At 69.3% G+C, this 20,809-nt stretch carries 20 protein-coding genes; 13 read left to right on the top strand and 7 right to left on the bottom strand.

Annotated features, from left to right (window positions below):
• From infB to pnp, 7 genes are all read left to right on the top strand, one after another.
• Positions 1 to 2,372: translation initiation factor IF-2 (gene infB, locus ABN401_RS08185; RefSeq protein ID WP_349684347.1), on the top strand; the 2,372-nt coding region annotated here is incomplete at its 5' end.
• 213 nt (positions 2,373 to 2,585) lie between these two features.
• A complete protein-coding gene (locus ABN401_RS08180) occupies positions 2,586 to 3,080 on the top strand; it encodes a hypothetical protein (RefSeq protein WP_349684346.1) in 495 nt (164 codons plus the stop codon).
• The gene (locus ABN401_RS08175; RefSeq protein WP_349684345.1) at positions 3,080 to 3,745 is read left to right on the top strand and encodes a DUF2459 domain-containing protein; all 666 of its coding nucleotides are present in this window, start codon (positions 3,080 to 3,082) and stop codon (positions 3,743 to 3,745) included. The genes ABN401_RS08180 and ABN401_RS08175 overlap by 1 nt, the downstream gene beginning before the upstream one ends.
• A 63-nt stretch (positions 3,746 to 3,808) precedes the next feature.
• Positions 3,809 to 4,258 (top strand): 30S ribosome-binding factor RbfA, encoded by a 450-nt coding sequence (gene rbfA, locus ABN401_RS08170; protein ID WP_349684344.1) that lies wholly within the window; start codon positions 3,809 to 3,811, stop codon positions 4,256 to 4,258.
• Positions 4,259 to 4,412: 154 nt separating this feature from the next.
• Positions 4,413 to 5,345, top strand: coding sequence for a tRNA pseudouridine(55) synthase TruB (gene truB / locus ABN401_RS08165; RefSeq protein WP_349684343.1), 933 nt, complete (start codon positions 4,413 to 4,415; stop codon positions 5,343 to 5,345).
• A 33-nt stretch (positions 5,346 to 5,378) separates the two neighbouring features.
• Entirely contained in the window at positions 5,379 to 5,648 is a 270-nt protein-coding gene (gene rpsO, locus ABN401_RS08160; RefSeq protein WP_349684342.1) for a 30S ribosomal protein S15, read from the top strand.
• 306 nt (positions 5,649 to 5,954) lie between these two features.
• Positions 5,955 to 8,201, top strand: coding sequence for a polyribonucleotide nucleotidyltransferase (gene pnp / locus ABN401_RS08155; protein WP_349684341.1), 2,247 nt, complete (start codon positions 5,955 to 5,957; stop codon positions 8,199 to 8,201).
• 224 nt (positions 8,202 to 8,425) lie between these two features.
• Here the strand turns inward: pnp and ABN401_RS08150 are convergent, their stop codons facing one another.
• Together ABN401_RS08150 and rph are read right to left on the bottom strand one after the other, a co-directional pair.
• Positions 8,426 to 8,827, bottom strand: coding sequence for a hypothetical protein (locus tag ABN401_RS08150; protein ID WP_349684340.1), 402 nt, complete (start codon positions 8,825 to 8,827; stop codon positions 8,426 to 8,428).
• A gap of 64 nt (positions 8,828 to 8,891) precedes the next feature.
• Entirely contained in the window at positions 8,892 to 9,626 is a 735-nt protein-coding gene (rph, locus tag ABN401_RS08145) for a ribonuclease PH (RefSeq protein ID WP_349684339.1), read from the bottom strand.
• Between the two features lie 53 nt (positions 9,627 to 9,679).
• Here rph and ABN401_RS08140 point away from each other — a divergent pair, with 53 nt between their 5' ends.
• The 3 genes from ABN401_RS08140 to grpE are packed head-to-tail and all read left to right on the top strand — an operon-like array spanning position 9,680 to position 11,972.
• Positions 9,680 to 10,255 (top strand): GNAT family N-acetyltransferase, encoded by a 576-nt coding sequence (locus ABN401_RS08140; protein WP_349684338.1) that lies wholly within the window; start codon positions 9,680 to 9,682, stop codon positions 10,253 to 10,255.
• Positions 10,256 to 10,275: 20 nt separating this feature from the next.
• On the top strand, positions 10,276 to 11,340 hold the full coding sequence (hrcA, locus tag ABN401_RS08135) for a heat-inducible transcriptional repressor HrcA (RefSeq protein ID WP_349684352.1): 1,065 nt from the start codon (positions 10,276 to 10,278) through the stop codon (positions 11,338 to 11,340).
• On the top strand, positions 11,337 to 11,972 hold the full coding sequence (gene grpE, locus ABN401_RS08130; RefSeq protein ID WP_349684337.1) for a nucleotide exchange factor GrpE: 636 nt from the start codon (positions 11,337 to 11,339) through the stop codon (positions 11,970 to 11,972). Before hrcA ends, grpE begins: the two co-directional genes overlap by 4 nt.
• Before the next feature lie 165 nt (positions 11,973 to 12,137).
• Here the strand turns inward: grpE and ABN401_RS08125 are convergent, their stop codons facing one another.
• The 3 genes from ABN401_RS08125 to ABN401_RS08115 all read right to left on the bottom strand — a co-directional run bounded on the left by ABN401_RS08125 (position 12,138) and on the right by ABN401_RS08115 (position 14,162).
• Complete coding sequence (locus tag ABN401_RS08125) at positions 12,138 to 13,037, bottom strand: dienelactone hydrolase family protein (protein ID WP_349684336.1); 900 nt, start codon at positions 13,035 to 13,037, stop codon at positions 12,138 to 12,140.
• A 76-nt stretch (positions 13,038 to 13,113) separates the two neighbouring features.
• Complete coding sequence (locus ABN401_RS08120) at positions 13,114 to 13,716, bottom strand: alpha-ketoglutarate-dependent dioxygenase AlkB family protein (protein WP_349684335.1); 603 nt, start codon at positions 13,714 to 13,716, stop codon at positions 13,114 to 13,116.
• 44 nt (positions 13,717 to 13,760) lie between these two features.
• Positions 13,761 to 14,162, bottom strand: a complete 402-nt coding sequence (locus tag ABN401_RS08115) for a hypothetical protein (protein WP_349684334.1) — start codon at positions 14,160 to 14,162, stop codon at positions 13,761 to 13,763.
• 308 nt (positions 14,163 to 14,470) lie between these two features.
• On the opposite strand from ABN401_RS08115, the gene dnaK reads away from it, so the two are divergent.
• The 3 genes from dnaK to dapB all read left to right on the top strand — a co-directional run bounded on the left by dnaK (position 14,471) and on the right by dapB (position 18,569).
• Positions 14,471 to 16,372, top strand: coding sequence for a molecular chaperone DnaK (gene dnaK, locus ABN401_RS08110; protein ID WP_349684333.1), 1,902 nt, complete (start codon positions 14,471 to 14,473; stop codon positions 16,370 to 16,372).
• Positions 16,373 to 16,612: 240 nt separating this feature from the next.
• Entirely contained in the window at positions 16,613 to 17,797 is a 1,185-nt protein-coding gene (gene dnaJ / locus ABN401_RS08105; protein ID WP_349684332.1) for a molecular chaperone DnaJ, read from the top strand.
• Positions 17,798 to 17,819: 22 nt separating this feature from the next.
• Positions 17,820 to 18,569 (top strand): 4-hydroxy-tetrahydrodipicolinate reductase, encoded by a 750-nt coding sequence (gene dapB, locus ABN401_RS08100; RefSeq protein ID WP_349684331.1) that lies wholly within the window; start codon positions 17,820 to 17,822, stop codon positions 18,567 to 18,569.
• Positions 18,570 to 18,776: 207 nt separating this feature from the next.
• Here the strand turns inward: dapB and trmB are convergent, their stop codons facing one another.
• On the bottom strand, positions 18,777 to 19,502 hold the full coding sequence (trmB, locus tag ABN401_RS08095; protein ID WP_349684330.1) for a tRNA (guanosine(46)-N7)-methyltransferase TrmB: 726 nt from the start codon (positions 19,500 to 19,502) through the stop codon (positions 18,777 to 18,779).
• A gap of 90 nt (positions 19,503 to 19,592) precedes the next feature.
• Positions 19,593 to 20,792, bottom strand: a complete 1,200-nt coding sequence (metK, locus tag ABN401_RS08090; protein ID WP_349684329.1) for a methionine adenosyltransferase — start codon at positions 20,790 to 20,792, stop codon at positions 19,593 to 19,595.
• Positions 20,793 to 20,809 lie beyond the last annotated feature (17 nt).

Raw genomic sequence — 20,809 nt, 5'->3', positions numbered from 1 at the left:
CCGCGGCTCCCACGCCCGCTCCGGCCGCCCCGCGCCCCGCGCCCCCGGCCCGCCCGGTGGTCAACTTCGGCCAGCGGGTGCCCAAGGCTCCCAATCCGGCCCGCGCGCCGATCGATCGCCCCGCCTTCGGGGCCCGTTCGGCCCGCGAAGAGGCCATGGGTGGGGGTGAACGCGCCTATTCCGACCGGCCCCAGGGCGCCCGTCCGCCGGCCCGCCCTGCCGAGCCCGTCCGCTATTCGGCCCTGACCCCGCGTCCCGCGCCCGGCGCGGCCCGCCCCGGCGGCGCCCGCCCCGGCCCCGGCGGCCGCCCGGCCCCCAACGCCCCCCCGGCCGAGCCCAACGTCCTGCGCCCCAGCCGCGCGCCCGGCACCGGCTTCAGTCGCCCGGGCAAGCCCGGTGAGGAGGATCGCGACAAGCGTTTCAGTGACGCCGGCAAGGCCGTCAGCCGCACGCGCGGCGAGCCCAAGCGCCGCGAAGGCCGCCTGACCATCCAGGCCGTGGCCGGAGGAGACGAGGACGCCGCCGAGCGGATGCGCTCGCTGGCCTCGGTCCGCCGGGCCCGCGAACGCGAGAAGGAAAAGCGCAAGGGCGGCTCGACCGACACGCCGAACCGTCCGCGCGAAGTGGTCATCCCCGACGTCATCACCGTGGGCGATCTGGCCAACCGGATGGCCGTGCGCGGCGTCGATATCGTCAAGTTCCTGATGAAGCAGGGGCTGATGGTGAAGATCAACGACGTGATCGACACCGATACCGCCGAGCTGGTGGCCGACGAATACGGCATGACCGTCCGTCGGGTCTCCGATTCCGACATCGAGACGGGCTTCCTGTCCGACGCCGTCGATGCCGAGGCGACCACGCCGCGCGCGCCGGTCGTGGCCATCATGGGCCACGTCGACCACGGCAAGACCTCGCTCCTGGACGCGCTTCGCACAACCGACGTGGCGGCGGGCGAGGCCGGCGGCATCACCCAGCACATCGGCGCCTATCAGGTGAAGACGCCGAACGGCGAGGCCGTGACCTTCCTGGACACGCCGGGCCACGCGGCCTTCTCAGCCATGCGGACGCGGGGCGCCAACGTCACCGACATCGTCATCCTGGTGGTGGCGGCCGACGACGGGGTCATGCCCCAGACGATCGAGTCGATCTCGCACGCCAAGGCGGCGGGGGCCCCGATCATCGTGGCGGTCAACAAGATCGACAAGCCGGAGGCCGATCCGCAGAAGGTCGTCAACGAGCTGCTGCAGTACGAGATCATCGGCGAGGCCCTGGGGGGCGACACCCAGATCGTCGAGGTCTCGGCCAAGTCGCGCACCAACCTGGACGGCCTGATCGAGGCCATCCTGCTGCAGGCCGAGGTCATGGACCTGAAGGCCGATCCGGAACGCACCGCCGAGGGCGTGGTCATCGAGGCCAAGCTGGACAAGGGCCGCGGCCCGGTCGCCACCGTCCTGGTCAAGCGCGGCACGCTGAGAAAGGGCGACCTGGTCGTCGCCGGATCCAGCTTCGGTCGCGTCCGCGCCCTGCTGAACGAGCGCGGCGAGCAGTTGACCGAGGCCGGACCTTCGGTGCCGGTCGAGATCCTGGGCCTGGACGAGGCACCGTCGCCGGGCGAGCCCCTGGCTGTCGTCGAGTCCGAAGCCCGCGCCCGCGAACTGACCGAATACCGCGCCCGGGTGAAGCGCGAGAAGGCCACGGGCGGCATCAACCAGGTCAGCCTGGTCGACATGATGGCCAAGCTGGGCTCCAAGAAGATCTCGGAACTGCCGGTTCTCATCAAGTCGGACGTCCAGGGGTCGGGCGAGGCCATCCAGGGCTCGCTGGAGCAGATGGGCAACGACGAGGTCCGGGCCCGGGTCGTCCATTCCGGTGCCGGCGGCATTACGGAATCGGACGTCCAGCTGGCCAAGTCGGCCGGGGCCCCGATCCTGGGCTTCAACGTCCGCGCCTCCAAACAGGCCAAGGACCTGGCCGAGCGCGAGGGCGTGGAGATCCGCTACTATGCGATCATCTACGACCTGCTGGACGACATGAAGGGCGTGCTCTCGGGCATGCTGGCGCCGCTCCAGCGCGAAACATTCCTGGGCAACGCCCAGGTGCTACAGGTCTTCGACATCTCCAAGACCGGCAAGATCGCCGGCTGCCGGGTGTCCGAGGGCGTGGTCCGCAAGGGCGCCAAGGTCCGGATCATCCGCGAGGACGTCGTGGTTCTGGAGCTGGGCACGCTCGCCACGCTCAAGCGCTTCAAGGACGAGGTCAACGAGGTCCCGTCGGGCCAGGAGTGCGGCATGCATTTCCAGGGCTTCCAGGACATCAAGGTCGGCGACTACATCGAGTGCTTCACCGTCGAAGAGGTCAAGCGCAGTCTGTAGGGGTTTCCTATCCCTCTCCCTCCCCCGGCGGGGGAGGGTGGTCGAAGCGAAGCGGAGACCGGGTGGGGAGGGCCGGGCGAACCAGACACGGATCGCCCTCGATTTTCCTTGCCGCCCCCACCCGATCGCTTCGCGATCTGCCCTCCCCGTTCCGGGGAGGGAGATTCGGGTGTCGCCTCCCTTCGGCCGCAAGTCGCGGTATGAAGTGCGGCCATGCGTCGTCTGATCCCCGCCCTGTCCCTGATGATCGTCGCCACGCCCGTGGCCGCGGACACGCGCCTGCTCGCCTTCGACCCTGCCGATCGAGTGACCCGGGCTCTGACGCGCGGGGTGACGCTGGAGGTGGATCGCGGCCTGTTCGGCGCGATCACCGTGCGCCGCATCCTTTCGACCAGCGCGCGCGGCTCGGCCGACATCCGGCGCGGCGGCCCGGATGAGGCGCGGCGGGTCCTGCCTGACGGCGCGACCGAAGCCAGCGTCTACACCCTCCCCATGGAGGGCGACGGTCGCGGCCTGGCGCGGGCCCTGTGCCCCGGGGCCGACGCCACCTTCCTGGTGCTCGGCCGGGTCCGGGCGGGACGCCCCATCGACATGCACGCCACGGGCCGCTGGGCCGATGGGACCTATCGGCACTGCGTGACCCTGTCCTACCTCTATCGCGGAGAGTGGAGCGCCGGACCGCGTTCCACGGTGGTCGAGACGCCCTGATGCGAGCCGGGGGGCTTTTGCTGGCGGGACTTCTGGGGCTGGTCGCGGGGCTCTGGACCTGGACACGGCCGGGCGCGGACCTGCCGCCGGCTTCGGGCGAGGCCGTCACCGTCCATGTGCTAAACAATGGCTTCCACACCGACCTGGCGGTGCCGCGCGCGGCGCTCGAGGCGGGCGGCGGGCCCCTGGCGCAGGCGTCGCGCTCGGTCGGGGCCGGGGCCTGGATTCTGATCGGCTGGGGCGACGCGACCTTCTTCGTCGACACCACGCCGATGGAGGGGCGGCTGCTGGACGGGGCGCGGGCCTTCTTCCGGCCGGGCAATCCGTCGGTCGTCATGCTGGACCCCGAGACCGGCGACCCCTCGCGGCGCTTTCCGCCTGAGCGCCGTCGCACCCTGAGCCTCTCGCCTGAGGCCTTCAACGGGCTGCGCGGCCGAGTCGAGGCCTCGTTGGAGCTGACCGACGGCCGGCCTCGCCTGTCGACGGCGCGCGAGGAGGCGGGGGCGCATTTCTTCGCCAGCCACGAGCCTTTCTGGATCGGCTATCTCTGCAACGCCTGGACGGCTCGGGTGCTGAACGCGGCGGGTCTCGACATCCGTCCGTTGCGCGCCGTCACCGCCGGGGAAGTGGTCGCGACGGTGGACAGAGCGGCCACACAGGCCTAGACCGCCCGCCTTTCGCTTTTCCGAGCCGGGTCCGATCCCCGACGGCGAACAGGAACGACGCCCATGAGCAACCGCAAGCCCAAGACGAAGGCCACAGCCGGACTGGTCAGCCAGCGCCAGCTGCGCGCCTCGGAGATGATCCGCCACGCCCTGGTCGAGGTCATGCGCGAGAACGAGGTCCGCGATCCGGCCCTGGTCGGGGTGTCGGTGACGGTGACCGAGGTGCGGCTGTCGCCGGACCTCAAGCACGCGACCTGTTTCGTCGAGCCCCTGGGAGCCGGGATCGAGACCTCGGACACGGCCGGCCACATCGACGAGATCGTCAAGGCGCTGAACGCCCATGCCAAATTCCTGCGCGGCGCGCTGGGGCGGCACATCGACATGCGTTTCACCCCCGACCTGCGCTTCCGCCACGACGAGAGCTTCGCCGCCGCCGAGCGCCTGAATCGGCTGCTGGACGATCCCCGCGTCCGCGCCGACGTCGCCCCGCCCGTCGAGGACGACGACGCGTGACGATCCTCACCCGCCTCTTTGCGGGGGAGGGGGACCGCGAAGCGGTGGAGGGGGCGACCCCAGACACCGCCTTTGAAGCCGCCCCCTCCACCCCGACGCAAGGGCGTCGCGGTCCCCCTCCCCCGTTCGCTACGCTCCAAGGGAGGATTTAGCCGTGGGCCGTCGCAAGAAGGGCAATCCGGTCCACGGCTGGGTCTGCCTCGACAAGCCGTTCGAGATGGGGTCGACCGAGGCGGTGACCCGGGTGCGCCGCCTGTTCGACGCGCAGAAGGCCGGTCACGCGGGGACACTCGACCCGCTGGCCAGCGGCATCCTGCCGATCGCGCTGGGCGAAGCGACCAAGACCGTGCCGTTCATGATGGAGGCGGAGAAGGTCTATCGCTTCACCATCGCGTGGGGGGTCTCGACCGACAGCGTCGACCGCGAGGGTCAGATCATCGGCCGCTCCGACGTGCGCCCCCCGGTCGAGGCCGTGCGGGCGGCGCTTCCCGCCTTCGTCGGCGAGATCGACCAGACCCCGCCCCGCTTCAGCGCCATCAAGGTGGACGGCCAGCGCGCCTATGACCTGGCGCGCGAAGGCGCCGAGTTCGAGCTGGAGAGCCGCCGGGTCACCATCCATTCGGCCGAGGTCTCGAACGCGCCCGATGACGACCACGTCGAGCTGACGATCCGAACCGGCAAGGGCGTCTATGTGCGGTCCCTGGCCCGCGATCTGGCGGCCCTGCTGGGGGCCGAGGGGCACGTCTGCGCCCTTCGGCGCGAGCGGGTGGGGCCGTTCCGGGCGGAAAACGCCGTCACGCTGGATTTCCTGACCGATCTGGTGCATAGGGACGCCGCCTTGGAAGGCCTGCTGCCCGTTTCGACCGCCCTGGACGACATCCCGGAGCTGGCCGTGACGGATCAGGACGCCTTCTCGCTTCGGCAGGGACGGCCGATCGTTCTGCTCCCCCGACAGGTTGAAACCCTGAAGAGTCGCCTCACCGGCGGCTCTCGCACCGTTTCCGCCTTTCAGGGACAGACCCTCGTCGCTCTCGGTCAGTTGCGGGCCGGACGGCTAGAACCCGACCGCGTTTTCAATCTTTCCTGACTTCGGTCAGGGGACTCCAACTGGAGAATACCGATGTCGATCACTGCTGAACGCAAGCAGGAAGTCATCAATGACAACGCCCGCACGTCGGGCGACACCGGCTCGGCTGAGGTCCAGGTCGCGATCCTGTCGGAACGCATCGCCAACCTGACCGAGCACTTCAAGACCCACAAGAAGGACAACCACTCGCGCCGGGGCCTGCTCAAGATGGTCTCGCAGCGTCGTCGCCTTCTGGACCACCTGAACAAGGTCGATCGGGAGCGTTACACCGCCCTGATCACCAAGCTGAACCTGCGCCGCTAAGCGCAGACGGGAGGCCTCCTCGCGGAGGCCTTTCTTCTATCCGTGCACCCCGGCGAAGGCCGGGGTCCAGATCACGGGCTCCCCTGTGAGATCAGTGATCGCCTCTGGATCCCGGCCTTCGCCGGGATGCACGGTGAGTAGGATGAGGGCGCATCCGCATGACGCGAGGGCCAGGAACGGTCCTCAACCTCCCGGACCTTTCGCCATGGGGCGACGGGTTCACGGATCGAAGGACTGAACGCCCGACGCTCCACCCAATGATGGGACCCTGCGCGGAATCCGCCCGCAGGACACGAAAGACGAAACATGTTCGACATCAAACGCAAGACGATCGACTGGGCCGGACGCCCGCTGACGCTGGAGACGGGCCGCATCGCCCGCCAGGCTGACGGCGCCGTCCTGGCCACCTATGGCGAGACCGTGGTCCTGGCGACCGTCGTCTATGGCCGCGCGCCCAAGCCGGGCCTGGATTTCTTCCCCCTGACCGTCAACTACCAGGAAAAGACCTTCGCCGCCGGCAAGATCCCGGGCGGCTACTTCAAGCGTGAAGGCCGTCCGACCGAGAAGGAAACCCTGGTCAGTCGCCTGATCGACCGTCCGATCCGCCCCCTGTTCGTCAAGGGCTTCAAGAACGAGACCCAGGTCGTCATCACCGTGCTGCAGCACGATCTGGAGAACGATCCCGACATCGTCGGCATGGTCGCCACCTCCGCAGCCCTGACCCTGTCGGGCGTGCCCTTCATGGGCCCGATCGGCGCCGCGCGCGTCGGCTATGTCGATGGCGAGTTCGTGCTGAACCCGACCCTGGACCAGATGCCCGACTCGGCGCTGGACCTGGTCGTCGCCGGTACCTCGGACGCCCTGATGATGGTCGAGTCCGAAGCCAAGGAACTGTCCGAGCAGGTCATGCTGGACGCCCTGATGTTCGCCCATCGCGGCATGCAGCCGGTGATCGAGGCCATCATCGAGATGGCCGAGCACGCCGCCAAGGACCCGTTCGACTTCACCGCCGAGGATCACTCCGACGTCGTCACCGCCATCCAGTCACTGGTCGGCGAAGACATCAAGGCCGCCTACACCCACGTCGGCAAGCACGCCCGTCACGAAGCCGTCGGCGCCGCCAAGAAGAAGGCCTCGGCCGCCCTGGTGAAGACCGACGAGAACCCCGACGGGGTCGACTCGGCCAAGTTCGGCGTCGCCTTCAAGGAATGCGAGGCCCACGTCCTGCGTCGCGACATCATCGACAACGGCCACCGCGTCGACGGCCGCGCGCTCGACAAGGTCCGTGACATCGTCTCGGAAGTCGGCGTCTTCCCGCGCACCCACGGTTCGGCCCTGTTCACCCGCGGTGAAACGCAAGCCATCGTGGTCGCCACCCTGGGCACCGGCGAAGACGAACAGTACGTCGACGCCCTGTCGGGGACCTACAAGGAGAAGTTCCTCCTGCACTACAACTTCCCTCCCTATTCGGTCGGCGAGACCGGTCGGATGGGCGGCGCGGGCCGTCGCGAAATCGGTCACGGCAAGCTGGCCTGGCGGGCGATCCGTCCGATGCTGCCGTCGTCGGAAGAGTTCCCCTACACGATCCGCATCGTGTCGGAGATCACCGAGTCCAACGGCTCGTCCTCCATGGCTTCGGTCTGCGGCGCCTCGCTGGCGCTGATGGACGCGGGCGTTCCGCTCAAGAAGCCCGTCTCGGGCATCGCCATGGGCCTGATCCTGGAGCCGTCGGGCGAGTTCGCCATCCTGTCGGACATCCTGGGTGACGAAGATCACCTGGGCGACATGGACTTCAAGGTCGCCGGCACCCGTGACGGCATCACCTCGCTGCAGATGGACATCAAGGTCGCCGGCATCACCGAGGAGATCATGAAGACCGCCATCGCCCAGGCGTCGGCCGGCCGTCTTCACATCCTCGACGAGATGGACAAGGCCATCGACGGCGCCCGCACCGAGCTGGGTGAGTACGCGCCCAAGATCGAGTCCATCAAGGTTCCCGTCGACAAGATCCGCGACATCATCGGCACCGGCGGCAAGATCATCCGCGAGATCGTCGAAAAGACCGGCGCCAAGGTCAACATCGAGGACGACGGCACGGTCAAGATCGCGGCCTCGGACCAGGAAAAGATCGACGCCGCCAAGAACTGGATCAGCTCGATCGTGTCCGAGCCCGAGCCCGGCATGATCTATTCCGGCAAGGTCGTGAAGGTCGTCGACTTCGGCGCCTTCGTGAACTTCTTCGGGGCCAAGGACGGCCTGGTTCACGTCAGCCAGATCGCCCTGGAGCGCGTCGCCAACCCGGCCGACGTCCTGTCCGAAGGCCAGGAGGTCAAGGTCAAGTTCCTGGGCTTCGACGATCGCGGCAAGACCAAGCTGTCGATGAAGGTCGTCGATCAGGAAACCGGCGAGGACATCACCGACAAGATCAACGCCGAACGCGCCGAACGCGGCGAGCCCCCCCTGACCGAAGACACCGGCGGTGGCGGCAAGAAGCGTGAAGGCGGCGGAGACCGTGGCGGCGATCGCGGCCGCGGCCGCAGCCGTCGGGACTGATCTCCCGCGTCAACGTTGAGATGAACGAGGCCCCGCTGGCGACAGCGGGGCCTTTTTCGTTTTCTCCCTCCCCCGGCGGGGGAGGGTGGTCGTAGCGCAGCGAAGACCGGGTGGGGGCGGGCCGGCGAGCCAAACGCCAGGCATCACCGCCGTATCGCCTGCCGCCCCCACCCGGCGCTGCGCGCCTGCCCTCCCCCGTCGGGGGAGGGAGACATTCCGTCACCCTACGCCACGCACTCCGCCGGCTTCTCCTCGCCGGGTCCGTACTGCCCGCACGACCGGTCGATCTCGCCCTGGATCATCTCGCAGGGGTTGAGCGCGTTGCAGGGTGGGCGGGTCGCGGGGCTGACGGCGATGCAGCGGGCGACCAGGCGCGCGGAGGCGGCCTCGCCGACGGCTTCGCGGCAGGTGGCGGCGGGCGTGGCTTCGGCCGCTTCGGCTTCGGGCGGTGCTTCTTCCTGGGGCGGGGCGTCATCCGGCATCATCGCCGGCGGCGCCGCGACGGGATAGGCGGCCTCGGTCGCCGGGACTTCCGCCGCCTCGGGGGCAGGCTCGGACCCCCCACAGGCGGCGATCGACAGGCCGAGGGCGGCGATCAGGGCGAGGGACGGGCGAACGCGAGGCATGGCGGCGGCTCCGGGCGATCCAGGCCGCCGACGATGCGCCGCTTCGCCTTCCGTGCCTAGCCGCCTACGCCCGCTGGGCGAGTGCGGCCGCGACGGCTTCGCGCTGCAAGGTGAACAGGTGGCCGCAGCCGAGCTCCGCCAGTTGGAACAGCCGGTCGAACTCGGCCCGGGAGAAGCCGCGCTTCTCTCCGGTCGCCTGGATCTCGACGATGGTGCCCGACCCGGTCAGGACGAAGTTGCCGTCAGCCTCGGCGTTGGAATCCTCTTCGTAGTCCAGGTCCAGCACCGGGGTGTCGGCGAAGACACCGCACGACACGGCCGCGACCTGGTCCAGCACCGGATCGACGCTCAGCACGCCCTCGGCGCGGAGGTATCCCAGCGCCGAAGCCACCGCGACCCAGGCCCCGGTGATCGAGGCCGTGCGGGTGCCGCCGTCGGCCTGGATGACGTCGCAGTCGACCAGGACCTGACGTTCGCCCAGCGCCTTCAGGTCGATGACGGCGCGCAGGGACCGGCCGATCAGACGCTGGATCTCCTGGGTGCGACCCGATTGCTTGCCGGCGGCGGCCTCGCGACGGCCGCGCGTATGGGTGGCGCGGGGCAGCATGCCGTATTCGGCGGTGACCCAGCCCTGGCCGGTGTTGCGCATCCAGCCCGGCACCTTCTCCTCGATCGAGGCGGTGACCAGCACCTTGGTGTGACCGAACGAGACCAGGCAGGACCCCTCGGCATAGCGGTTGACGCCGGTCTCCAGCGTCACGGCGCGGAGCTGATCGGGGGTACGGTCGGAGGGGCGCATGAAGGCTCTCTGGCAGGCTTTGCGGAACGGGTCGGGCTGCTTATCCTGAAACCATGAGCCTGTATGCCCCCGACCGTCAGGCGACGCCGCCCGGGACGCCGCCTCCGACCTTGACCCTGCGCCCCGCGACCGTGGCCGACGCGGACACGCTCGCCACCTGGGACCGCGAGCCGCACGTCATCGCCTGTTCCAGTGACGACGCCGACGCCGAGGTCGCCTTCGGCGGCATCGAATGGGCCGAGGAACTGACCGTCTCGGCTTATGACAGCCACTATGTCATCGCCGAGGTCGAGGGCGAGCCGGTCGGCGTCATGCAGATCTGCGACCCCCATACCGAGCCGACCCACTACTGGGGCGAAATCGAACCCAACCTGCGCGCCATCGACATCTGGATCGGACCGGCGCACTGGCTGAACCGCGGCGTCGGCACGGCGATGATGAGCCAGATGATCGACCGCTGCTTCGCCGAGCCCGCCGTGGAGGCCATCGTCATCGATCCGCTGAACTCGAACGTCGCCGCGCATCGTTTCTATCAGCGCTTGGGGTTCAGGCCCGAAGGGCGTCGGATGTTCGACGACGACGACTGCCTGATCCACCGCCTGACCCGGTCGGGCTGGGAGGCGCGATGACCGTCCCGCTCAGTCCCCTGATGACGCCCCACTACGCCGGGCTCCAGGCCCTGGACCAGCGGGCCCGCGACATCTTTCGCAGTGTCGTCGAGACCTATCTGGAGACGGGCGAGCCGGTCGGGTCGCGCACCGTGTCGCGAGGCGGGGTGCATCTGTCGCCCGCCTCGATCCGCAATACGATGCAGGACCTGACTCTGGCGGGCCTCCTGGCCGCGCCCCACACCTCGGCGGGGCGCATTCCCACCCACGCCGGTCTGCGCCTGTTCGTCGACGGCCTTCTGGAGATCGGCGACATCGGCGCGGATGAGCGCAAGGAGATCGACGCGCGTCTCGTCGGGCGCGGACGCGGTTTCGACGAGGCGCTGAACGAGGCCTCCGCCCTGCTCAGCGGCCTTGCGGGCGGGGCGGGCATCGTCGCCAGTCCGGTGCGGGACGCGGGCGTCAAACATGTGGAGTTCGTGGCGCTCGGCTCGGGCCAGGCCCTGGCCGTGCTGGTCGCCGACGACGGCACGGTCGAGAACCGGCTGATGCCTCTGGCGGCCGGGGTCACGCCCTCGACCCTGCAAGAGGCGTCCAATTTTCTGAACGCCCGGCTGAAGGGCCGGCCCCTGGCCGAGGCGCGCCAGGAGATGGGGGCCGAGCTTGAGGCCGCCCGGCGCGACCTGGACGCCGCCGCCGCCCGTCTGGTTGAGGAGGGGCTGGCCGCCTGGTCGGGCGGCGGCGACCGCGACCGGTCCCTGATCGTCCGGGGCCGGGCCAATCTGCTCAGCGACGCCGGGGCCGCCGAGGATCTGGAGCGGGTGCGGGTCCTGTTCGACGACCTGGAGCAGAAGGAACAGCTGATCGGTCTGCTGGACGGGGTGGGAAGCGCCCAGGGCGTGCGGATCTTTATCGGGGCCGAGACGCGGCTGTTTTCGCTTTCGGGTTCCGCTGTCGTCGCGGCGCCCTATATGACGGGCCGCCAGCGGGTTCTGGGCGCCATCGGCGTGATCGGACCCGCGCGACTGAACTACGCCCGCATCATCCCGTTGGTGGACTACACCGCCCGGGTGCTGGGGCGCATCCTGGACGGACAAGACACGTGACCGATACGACGAACCCCGATTTCGAGCCCTCCGCCCTGGACGAGGCCATCGCCAATGCCGAGGCCGGGCTGGACGCCACGCCCGGCGGCGACGACCTGGGCCCGCTCGATGCCATGATCGCCGAGCGCGACCAGTGGAAGGACCGCGCCATGCGCGCCGCCGCCGAGGCCGACAACGTCAAACGCCGAACCGAAATCCAGATGAACGACGCCCGGGCCTTCGCCATCCAGCGTTTCGCCAAGGATTTGCTGGGCGTGGCCGACAATCTGGAGCGCGCGCTGCAGGCCGCGCCCAAGGACGCTGACGCCGGCGAGGCCGGGCTGGTGACCGGGCTGGAACTGACCCAGAAGTCACTGCTTCAGGCCTTCGAGGCCAATGGGCTGAAGCGCGTCGCGCCGGGCCTGGGCGACCCGTTCGACCCGCACCTGCACCAGGCCATGCTGGAACAGCCCTCGACCGAGGCTCCCGGCGGCACGGTGATCCAGACCATGCAGGCGGGCTACGAGCTGTTCGGCCGCACCGTGCGGCCGGCCATGGTCGTGGTCGCGGCCAAGGGATCGGGTCCGCAGGGGTCGAACCCCTATGGCGCTGCGGCGGCGACGAACGGCAGTGCCTTCGACGGCAAGGCGTGAAGAACAATCCTCCCCCGAGGAGCGAAGCAGAACGGGGGAGGGGGACCACGAAGTGGTGGAGGGGGCGGCCGCGCACGCCGGCGTCTGGAGCCGCCCCCTCCACCATCCTTCGCCAAGAGGCTTCGGCTGGTCCCCCTCCCCCGCCAAGCGCGGGGGAGGATTAAGTTACTTCAGCTTCGCCTCGAACAGGGCCAGCAGCCGCGCCCAGCCGTCGGCGGCTTCGGCGGAGCGATAGCTGGGCCGGTAGTCGGCGTGGAAGCCATGGGGCGCACCCTCGTACAGCTTGATACCGCTTTCGGTCTGGCCCGCCGCCTCCAGCGCGGCCTGCATCGCCGCGACGGTGTCGTTGGGGATGCCGCCGTCGGCCGAGCCGTAGTTGCCGATCACGGCACCCTTCAGGTCGTCGGCCAGATCGACGGGCCAGGGCCGCCCGGCCTCGATCTGTTCGGGCGTCGCGCCGGCCGACGGGGCCAATCGGCCGTACCAGGCCACCCCGGCGTCGATGGCGGCGAACCGCGCCGCCGCCTGCCAGACCACCTTGCCGCCCCAGCAGAAGCCGGTGATCCCGACCCTGTCCGTATTGGCCCATAGCTGACCGGAGGCCCACTCCAGGGTGGCGGCGATGTCGCCCATCACCTGCTCGTATCCCGCCTGGGCCACGATGGCCTGGACCGCCCGCATGTCGGCCAGCGGCGCCGGGTCCTCGACCCGCACGAAGAAGGCCGGCGCGACGGCGGCATAGCCGGCCTTCGCCAATCGCCGGGCCACGTCCATGATGTAGGCGTGCAGGCCGAAGATCTCGGAGACCACGATCACCACGGGAAAGGGGCCGTCGCCTTCGGGCCGGGCCACATAGGCCGGCAGGTCGAACCCGTCGGGCGCGGGATAGGACACCATGCCGGTCTCCAGCCCCGTTTCGTCGGTCACGATCGGCTGGGCCTCCTGCGCCAGGGCCGCGACGGCGTATCCGGTGAACACCGCCCCCGCCGTCAGTCCGGCCAGCCCTCTGCGCGACAGGTTGAAATCGGACGGCTCATTGCCCTCGGGGCGGATCAGGACGGTCATGGGCGGCTCTCCGGTGTCTCGAGGGCCGGGACCTTGGAGCGGCGGGGCCGTTCCGTCGAGTCACGCCCCCGCGACCTCATGCCGCCCGCCTGAGGGTCAGGTTGATGCGGCCGCCGCCGGGCACGAGGCTCGACGAGCCGCCCACGATGCGGTCGATGCCGTGCCGGGCCAGCCGCGAGGGGCCCGACAGGGCGCAGACATCGCCCGACGCCAGCCTCAGCGATCGCGTGGGACCGCCTCCGGCCGGGCCGATGCGGAACAGGGCGGTGTCGCCCAGAGACACCGACAGCACCGGCTGGGTCAGGTCCGCTTCGTCCTTGTCCTGGTGCAGCCCCATCCGCGCGTCCGCTTCATAGCGGTTGACCAGACAGGCGTCCGGCGGCGGCGCGCCCGTCAGGTCCGACCAGAGCGCGAGAAGGCTGTCCGGGATCGCCGGCCACGGCCGTCGGGTGACGGGATGGATCGGCTGATATCGATATCCCGCCCGGTCCGACACCCACCCCAGCGGACCCAGATTGGTCATCCACACCGAGAACGGCCGGCCGCCCGGCGTGACGGGCCGATAGGGCGCGGCCTCCGCCATCGCCACCGCGATCTGCGCCATCAGATCGGCCTGCGCCGACGGATCGAGACGGCCGGGCCAATACAGAAAGCCCGGCAGGTCGGGAAAGGGTGTCATCGGGCTAATCTGGGGCGCGACCGCGTCGCGCGCGATGGCCGCCCTCAACGCGTGAAGTAATAGTCCGCGATCTGGCAGCTGTTGACGCCGCCGCGTTGCAGGGTCTCGCCGTTGTCGAACTCGGCGCGCAGCGAGTATCGGCAGGCCCCGCTGCCGTCGTCGATCGACACCCGCGCGCTCCGACCCGGGGCCAGGCCACCGGCTCCCAGCAGATCGCCCGTCCAGCCGCCGCCGGACGAGACATAGAGGCGCGTCATGGTCCAGCCGGTCTGGTTGTGGACCCGGACGTCCCGGTTCTGGGCGTCGTTCGACTGGCGCAGGGCGGCCACCGGCCGGGAGCCCGCGCGCTCGACCGCCTCACCGCCCGGCACGGCCCAGGCCGGCGCCCCGACCAGCATCGAGGCGCTGACGATCAGGACGCCGAGACGGAGCGGAGAAAGACGCATGAACAGAACCGGACCGGCGCGAGCCTGCGCCCGCAATCCTTCCACCTTGGACCATCGCGCCTCGGGGGAAAACTGATGCGACCTGACTCGACCTGATTCGGGCGCAAGCCCTTGCGGGGGGTTGGGACTTTCCCATATGCCGACCAGCCCGAGAGACCCCGCCGTTCGTGGGGTTTACCGGAGAAACAGAACCCAACCTGCCGTGCTCGCGCCCCCGCGAGGCGGCGCAAACAAAACGGGGGCGGTCACGCGCGGCGCTTTCTGATAAGGCCGCCGCATCGCCCGCCAGACGGAGAGACATAAGGCTCATGGCCAAGATCATCGGTATCGACCTCGGCACCACCAATTCGTGCGTCGCCGTCATGGACGGCAAGAACCCCAAGGTCATCGAGAACGCCGAGGGCAACCGCACCACCCCGTCGGTGGTCGCGATCCAGGACGGCGGCGAGACCCTGGTGGGTCAGCCGGCGCGTCGCCAGGCGGTGACCAACCCCGCCAACACCTTCTTCGCCATCAAGCGCCTGATCGGCCGCAACTTCGACGATCCGATCGTGGCCAAGGACAAGGGCATGGTGCCCTATGAGATCGTCAAGGGTCCGAACGGCGACGCCTGGGTGCGCGCCAACGGCAAGGACTATTCCCCCCAGCAGATCTCGGCCTTCACCCTGATCAAGATGAAGGAGGCCGCCGAGGCCTATCTGGGCGAGAAGGTGACCCAGGCCGTCATCACCGTCCCCGCCTATTTCAACGACAGCCAGCGTCAGGCGACCAAGGACGCCGGCAAGATCGCCGGTCTCGAGGTCCTGCGCATCATCAACGAGCCGACGGCGGCCGCGCTCGCCTATGGGCTGGACAAGAACGACGGCCAGAAGATCGCGGTCTATGACCTGGGCGGCGGCACCTTCGACGTCTCCATCCTGGAGATCGGCGACGGCGTGTTCGAGGTGAAGTCGACCAACGGCGACACCTTCCTGGGCGGCGAGGACTTCGACGTGCGCCTGGCCGACTATCTGGCCGACGAGTTCAAGAAGGAACAGGGCGTCGACCTGCGCCAGGACAAGCTGGCCCTCCAGCGCCTGCGCGAAGAGGCCGAAAAGGCCAAGAAGGAGCTCAGCTCCACGACCCAGTACGAGGTCAATCTGCCGTTCATCACCATGAACGCCTCGGGCCCGCTGCACCTGAACATCAAGCTCAGCCGCGCCAAGCTGGAAGCCCTGGTCGACGACCTGATCCAGCGCACCATCGAGCCCTGCGCCAAGGCGCTGAAGGACGCGGGCCTCAAAGCCTCGGACATCGACGAGGTGGTGCTGGTCGGCGGCATGACCCGCATGCCCAAGGTGCAGGAGGCCGTGAAGGCCTTCTTCGGCAAGGAACCGCACAAGGGCGTCAACCCTGACGAGGTCGTGGCGCTGGGCGCCGCCGTTCAGGCCGGCGTGCTGCAGGGCGACGTCAAGGACGTGCTGCTGCTCGACGTCACGCCCCTGACGCTGGGGATCGAGACCTTGGGCGGCGTCTTCACCCCCCTGATCGAGCGCAACACGACCATCCCGACCAAGAAGAGCCAGGTGTTCTCGACCGCCGACGACAATCAGTCGGCCGTGACCATCCGCGTCTTCCAGGGCGAGCGTCCGATGGCCGCCGACAACAAGATGCTGGGTCAGTTCGACCTGATGGGCATTCCGCCCTCGCCGCGCGGCATGCCGCAGATCGAGGTGGCCTTCGACATCGACGCCAACGGCATCGTCAACGTCTCGGCCAAGGACAAGGCGACCAACAAGGAACAGTCGATCCGCATCCAGGCCAACGGCGGCCTCTCGGACGCCGACATCGACAAGATGGTCAAGGAAGCCGAGGCCAACGCCACCGCCGACAAGGCCAGGAAGGACCTGGTCGAGGCCCAGAACGCGGCCGACAGCCTGATCCACTCGACCGAGAAGGCCCTGGCCGAACACGGCGACAAGGTCGGCGCCGACGAAAAGGCCGCCATCGAAACCGGCCTGACCGAGCTGAAGGCGGCCCGCGACGGCACCGACCCCGAGGACATCCGCGCCAAGACCAACACCCTGGTCCAGGCCTCGATGAAGCTGGGCGAGGCCATGTACGCCCAGGCCGCCGGCGGCTCGGGTGACGACGCCCCCGCCGACGACGGCGTGGTCGACGCCGAGTTCGAGGAGGTCTCCTCGGACGACGATCAGAAGAAGAGCGCCTGATGCACGTCCCTCCCGAACACGATCGGGAGGGCGTCTCAGGAGACCGCAGGGCGGCGGCGCCGGACGGAGTGAGAGAAGTGAGAGTCACTTTCACCCACTCTCGCTCCAACGGCGCTCCCGGCCGCATTCTTGCATCATCGCCCCCGACGCCCATGTCTCTGGCGTCGCCGTTCCGGATAGATCGCCCGCAAACAAGAGGCGTGAACGGAATGTCAGGGGTTGGCAGAGGACCATCGGCGCATGGCGCGTGACTATTACGAAGTGCTGGGGGTCGATCGGGGGATCGACGCCGCCGGCCTGAAATCCGCCTATCGCAAGCTGGCGATGGAACATCACCCGGACCGCAACGGCGGCTCGGAAGAGTCCATGGCGAAGTTCAAGGAGCTGTCGGAGGCCTATTCGGTCCTGTCCGATGACAACAAGCGGGCCGCCTACGACCGGTTCGGCCACGCGGGCGTCAATGGCCAGGGCGGCGGCGGCCAGCAGGGCTTCCACGACGTCAACGACATCTTCGCCCAGGTCTTCGGCGACGCCTTCGGCGACGTGTTCGGCGGACGCCGACAGTCCAATGGCCCGCGACGCGGCTCGGACCTGCGCTACGACCTCGAGATCACCCTGGAGCAGGCCTACAAGGGCGCCGAGGTCGAGATCGCCGTGCCGACCACGGCGACGTGCGAGACCTGCACCGGTTCGGGCGCCAAGCCCGGGGCCAAGCCCTCGACCTGCTCGACCTGCAACGGCGCGGGCCGCATCCGCCAGGCCAACGGCTTCTTTCAGATGGAGCGCACCTGCCCGTCGTGCGGCGGCCAGGGCCAGCGTCTGGCGGCCGCCGACGTCTGCACCAGCTGTCACGGCCACGGTCAGGTCCGAAAGACCCGCAAGCTGGCGCTGAAGGTCCCGGCCGGGGTCGACGACGGCTCGCGCATCCGCCTGTCGGGGGAAGGCGACGCCGGCACGCGGGGTGGCCCGCGCGGCGACCTCTATGTCTTCCTGTCGGTCCAGCCCCACGACCTGTTCGAGCGCGACAATCTGGATCTGCTGGTCACCGTGCCCGTGCCCATGACGGTCGCGGCCCTGGGTGGCGACATCGAGGCCCCATGCCTGGTGTCCGAGGCCTGCGACGGCCAGTGCAAGGCCCCCGTCAGCGTCCCCGCCGGGGCCCAGACCGGCAAGACGGTCCGCATCCGCGGCAAGGGCATGCCCCACCTGAACGGCCGCCAGCGCGGCGACCTGGTGGTGGAACTGTTCGTCGAGACCCCTACCGACCTGACGCCCCGCCAGAAGGAGTTGATGCAGGAACTGGCGGCCTCCTTCGGCGACGACCAGAGCCCCCGGAACTCCTCCTTCGCGGGCAAGGCCAAGCGTTTCTGGGCCGACATCCTGGGAGCCGAGGAGCCCCGGTCCCAGCGCGAGAGCGCCCAGTGAGGGTTCGCGGGGGGCCCGCCCGGTGAGCGACCTGTTTCACGTCGGCATCTCCGGCGCGCGCGGCCGCATGGGGCGGGCCGTCAGCCAGGCCCTGGACGCGCGCGACGACGTCGTGGTCGCCGTCCGCTTCGACTGGGGCGAGACGCCGGATCTGTCGCTGTGCGACGTCGTCATCGACTTTTCGACCGCCGAGGCCTCGGTCGCCCTGGCCCGGATCGCGGCCGAACGCGGTGGCCCCGCTCTGGTGATCGGATCGACCGGCTTCTCGCCGGAGCAGGACAAGGAGATCGCCCGTGCCGCCGAACGCATCGCCATCGTCCGCAGCGGCAATTTCTCGCTGGGCGTCAACATCCTGATCGGTCTGGTCGAACACGCGGCCCAGAGGCTGGACGCGCGCGACTGGGACATCGAGATCGCCGAGGCCCATCACCGAAAGAAGGTCGACGCCCCCTCCGGCACCGCCCTGATGCTGGGCGAGGCCGCCGCCGCCGGGCGCGGCCGTGACCTCGCAGACCTTCGCAGCCCCCCCTACGACGGCGTCGGCGAGCCGCGCGAGACCGGCCGGATCGGCTTCTCTTCCATTCGGGCGGGTGGGATCGTCGGCGAGCACACCGTCCTGTTCGCCTCGGAGGACGAGGTGGTGACCCTCAGCCACTCGGCCATCGACCGCTCCCTGTTCGCCAAGGGCGCCGTCGCCGCCGCCGCCTGGGCCCGCAGCCGGGGCCCCGGCCTCTACGACATGCAGGACGTGCTGGGCTTCCGGCAGGCCTAGTTTGTGGCGCTACCGCTCGCGACGCGGTCGCTCGCTGCTTGAGCGCGATGTCCTCACTCCCCCACCGTCATCCTCGGACTTGATCCGAGGATCGGACTGTCCGCAGCGGGCATGATGGAGGTGTCCCCTCCATCTCGTCTCACGCTGCTTGAACGGCCTGCGGAGCCTCCGGTCCTCGGATCAAGTCCGAGGGCGACGGATATCTGCTCAAGCGACCCGCTCGAACTCCAGGAACAGCGGATCGGTGTCGCCAAGCCGCTTTTCCTCGTAGCGGGTGACGACGTGATCCTCCGGCGCGGCCTTCCAGTCCGCCGCCTCGTCGGCCAGCGACACCAGCCCCGGCGTGACCAGGAACCGCTCCAGCGCCCAGCCGGCGTAATCCTTCCAGTCCGTGACGAACCGCAACCGCCCGCCGGGTTTCAGGACCCGCGCCAGTTCGGCGGCGAGCTCGGGCTGGATCAGGCGGCGCTTGTTGTGGCGCGCCTTGTGCCAAGGGTCGGGGAACAGGATCATCACCCGGTCCAGACAGGCGTGGGGCAAGGCCGAGACCACCGCCCGGGCGTCGTCGTCGTGCAGCCGCACGTTCTTCAGCCCGCCCTCCTCGATGTGCCGCAGAGCCGAGGCCACGCCGTTGATGAAGGGCTCGCAGCCGATCATCAGCGCCGTCGGATGCCGGGCCGCCTGCGTTGCCAGATGCTCGCCCCCGCCGAAGCCGATCTCAAGCCAGACTTCGGACGCGCCGGGCATGAGGGCCTGAACGTCGATCTTTCCCGTCGCGGGCACGGGAAGTCGCACCGACGGCATCAGGGTGTCGAACAGCGCCGCCTGACGCGGCTTGACTGCGCGGGACTTGATACGACCATAGGACCGAAGGGGCCCTGTGGCTCTCGGATGCAGCGGATCGCCGGGCTTTTTGGGAGGGGAAGCGGGCATCGGCGGGCCTATAACGCAAAATCGCCGGTCGCGCCTCTCAGCGCCGACCGGCGATCACGATGCCCGATCCGGAGATCAGGCGGGGTGGGCTCAGGCCAGCGCCTTCAGCTTGTCGACCAGATCGACCTTCTCCCAGCCGAAGCCGCCGTCGACGTCCGGCGCGCGGCCGAAGTGGCCATAGGCCGCCGTGCGCGCATAGATCGGCTTGTTCAGGCCCAGGTGCTCGCGGATGGCGCGCGGCGTGGCGCCCCCGATCAGGCCCAGGATGTTGGTCTCCAGCACGGCCTCGTTGACCGCGCCCTTGCCGGTGCCGTGCAGGTCGACGTGGATCGACTGGGGCTTGGCGACGCCGATGGCATAGCTGATCTGGATGGTGCAGCGATCCGCCAGGCCCGCCGCCACGACGTTCTTGGCCAGGTAGCGGCAGGCGTAGGCGGCCGAACGGTCGACCTTGGTCGGGTCCTTGCCGCTGAAGGCGCCGCCGCCGTGCGGCGAAGCCCCGCCATAGGTGTCGACGATGATCTTGCGGCCCGTCAGGCCGGCGTCGCCATCGGGCCCGCCGATCTCGAAGATGCCGGTCGGATTGATGTGCCAGACGGTGTTCTCGTCGGTGAAGCCTTCCGGCAGGACCGCCAGGATGTGCGGCTTGACCAGGTCGGCGACCTGTTGCTGCGTCATGCCCTTGGCGTGCTGGGTCGACAGGACGATGGAGGTGGCGCGGACCGGCTTGCCGTCTTCGTACTGGATGGTGACTTGGCTCTTGGCGTCCGGCTCCAGGCGCTTTTCGCCCGCGTGACGGACGTCGGCGAGACGCTTCAGGATGTTGTGGCTGTACTGCAGGGTCGCCGGCATCAGCTCGGGCGTCTCGTTGGACGCATAGCCGAACATGATGCCCTGATCGCCCGCGCCCTCATCCTTGTCGCCGGCGGCGTCCACGCCCACGGCGATGTCGGCCGACTGGCCGTGCAGCCGGTTGATGAACTCGAACGTCTCCCAGTGGAAGCCGTCCTGCTCATAGCCGATGTCCCTGACCGCGGCGCGCACGGCGGCCTCGATCTCGGCCTCGACGCCGGGGGCCCAGTTGCCGTCGGTGTCCATGATGCCCTGGCCCCGGATCTCGCCGGCCAGCACCACCAGGTTCGTCGTCGTCAAGGTCTCGCACGCCACCCGGGCATAGGGATCCTTGGACAGGAACAGGTCCACGACCGTGTCGGAGATGCGGTCCGAGACCTTGTCGGGATGGCCCTCGGACACGCTTTCCGAGGTGAACAGGAAGGACGAACGGGACAAGGTCTGGCTCCGGGAGG

The organism is Brevundimonas aurifodinae, assembly GCF_040195595.1.
Classification (GTDB): Bacteria; Pseudomonadota; Alphaproteobacteria; order Caulobacterales; family Caulobacteraceae; genus Brevundimonas; species Brevundimonas aurifodinae.
Note: the sequence above shows the minus strand (reverse complement) of the source record. Positions and strands in the feature narration are given on the sequence as shown.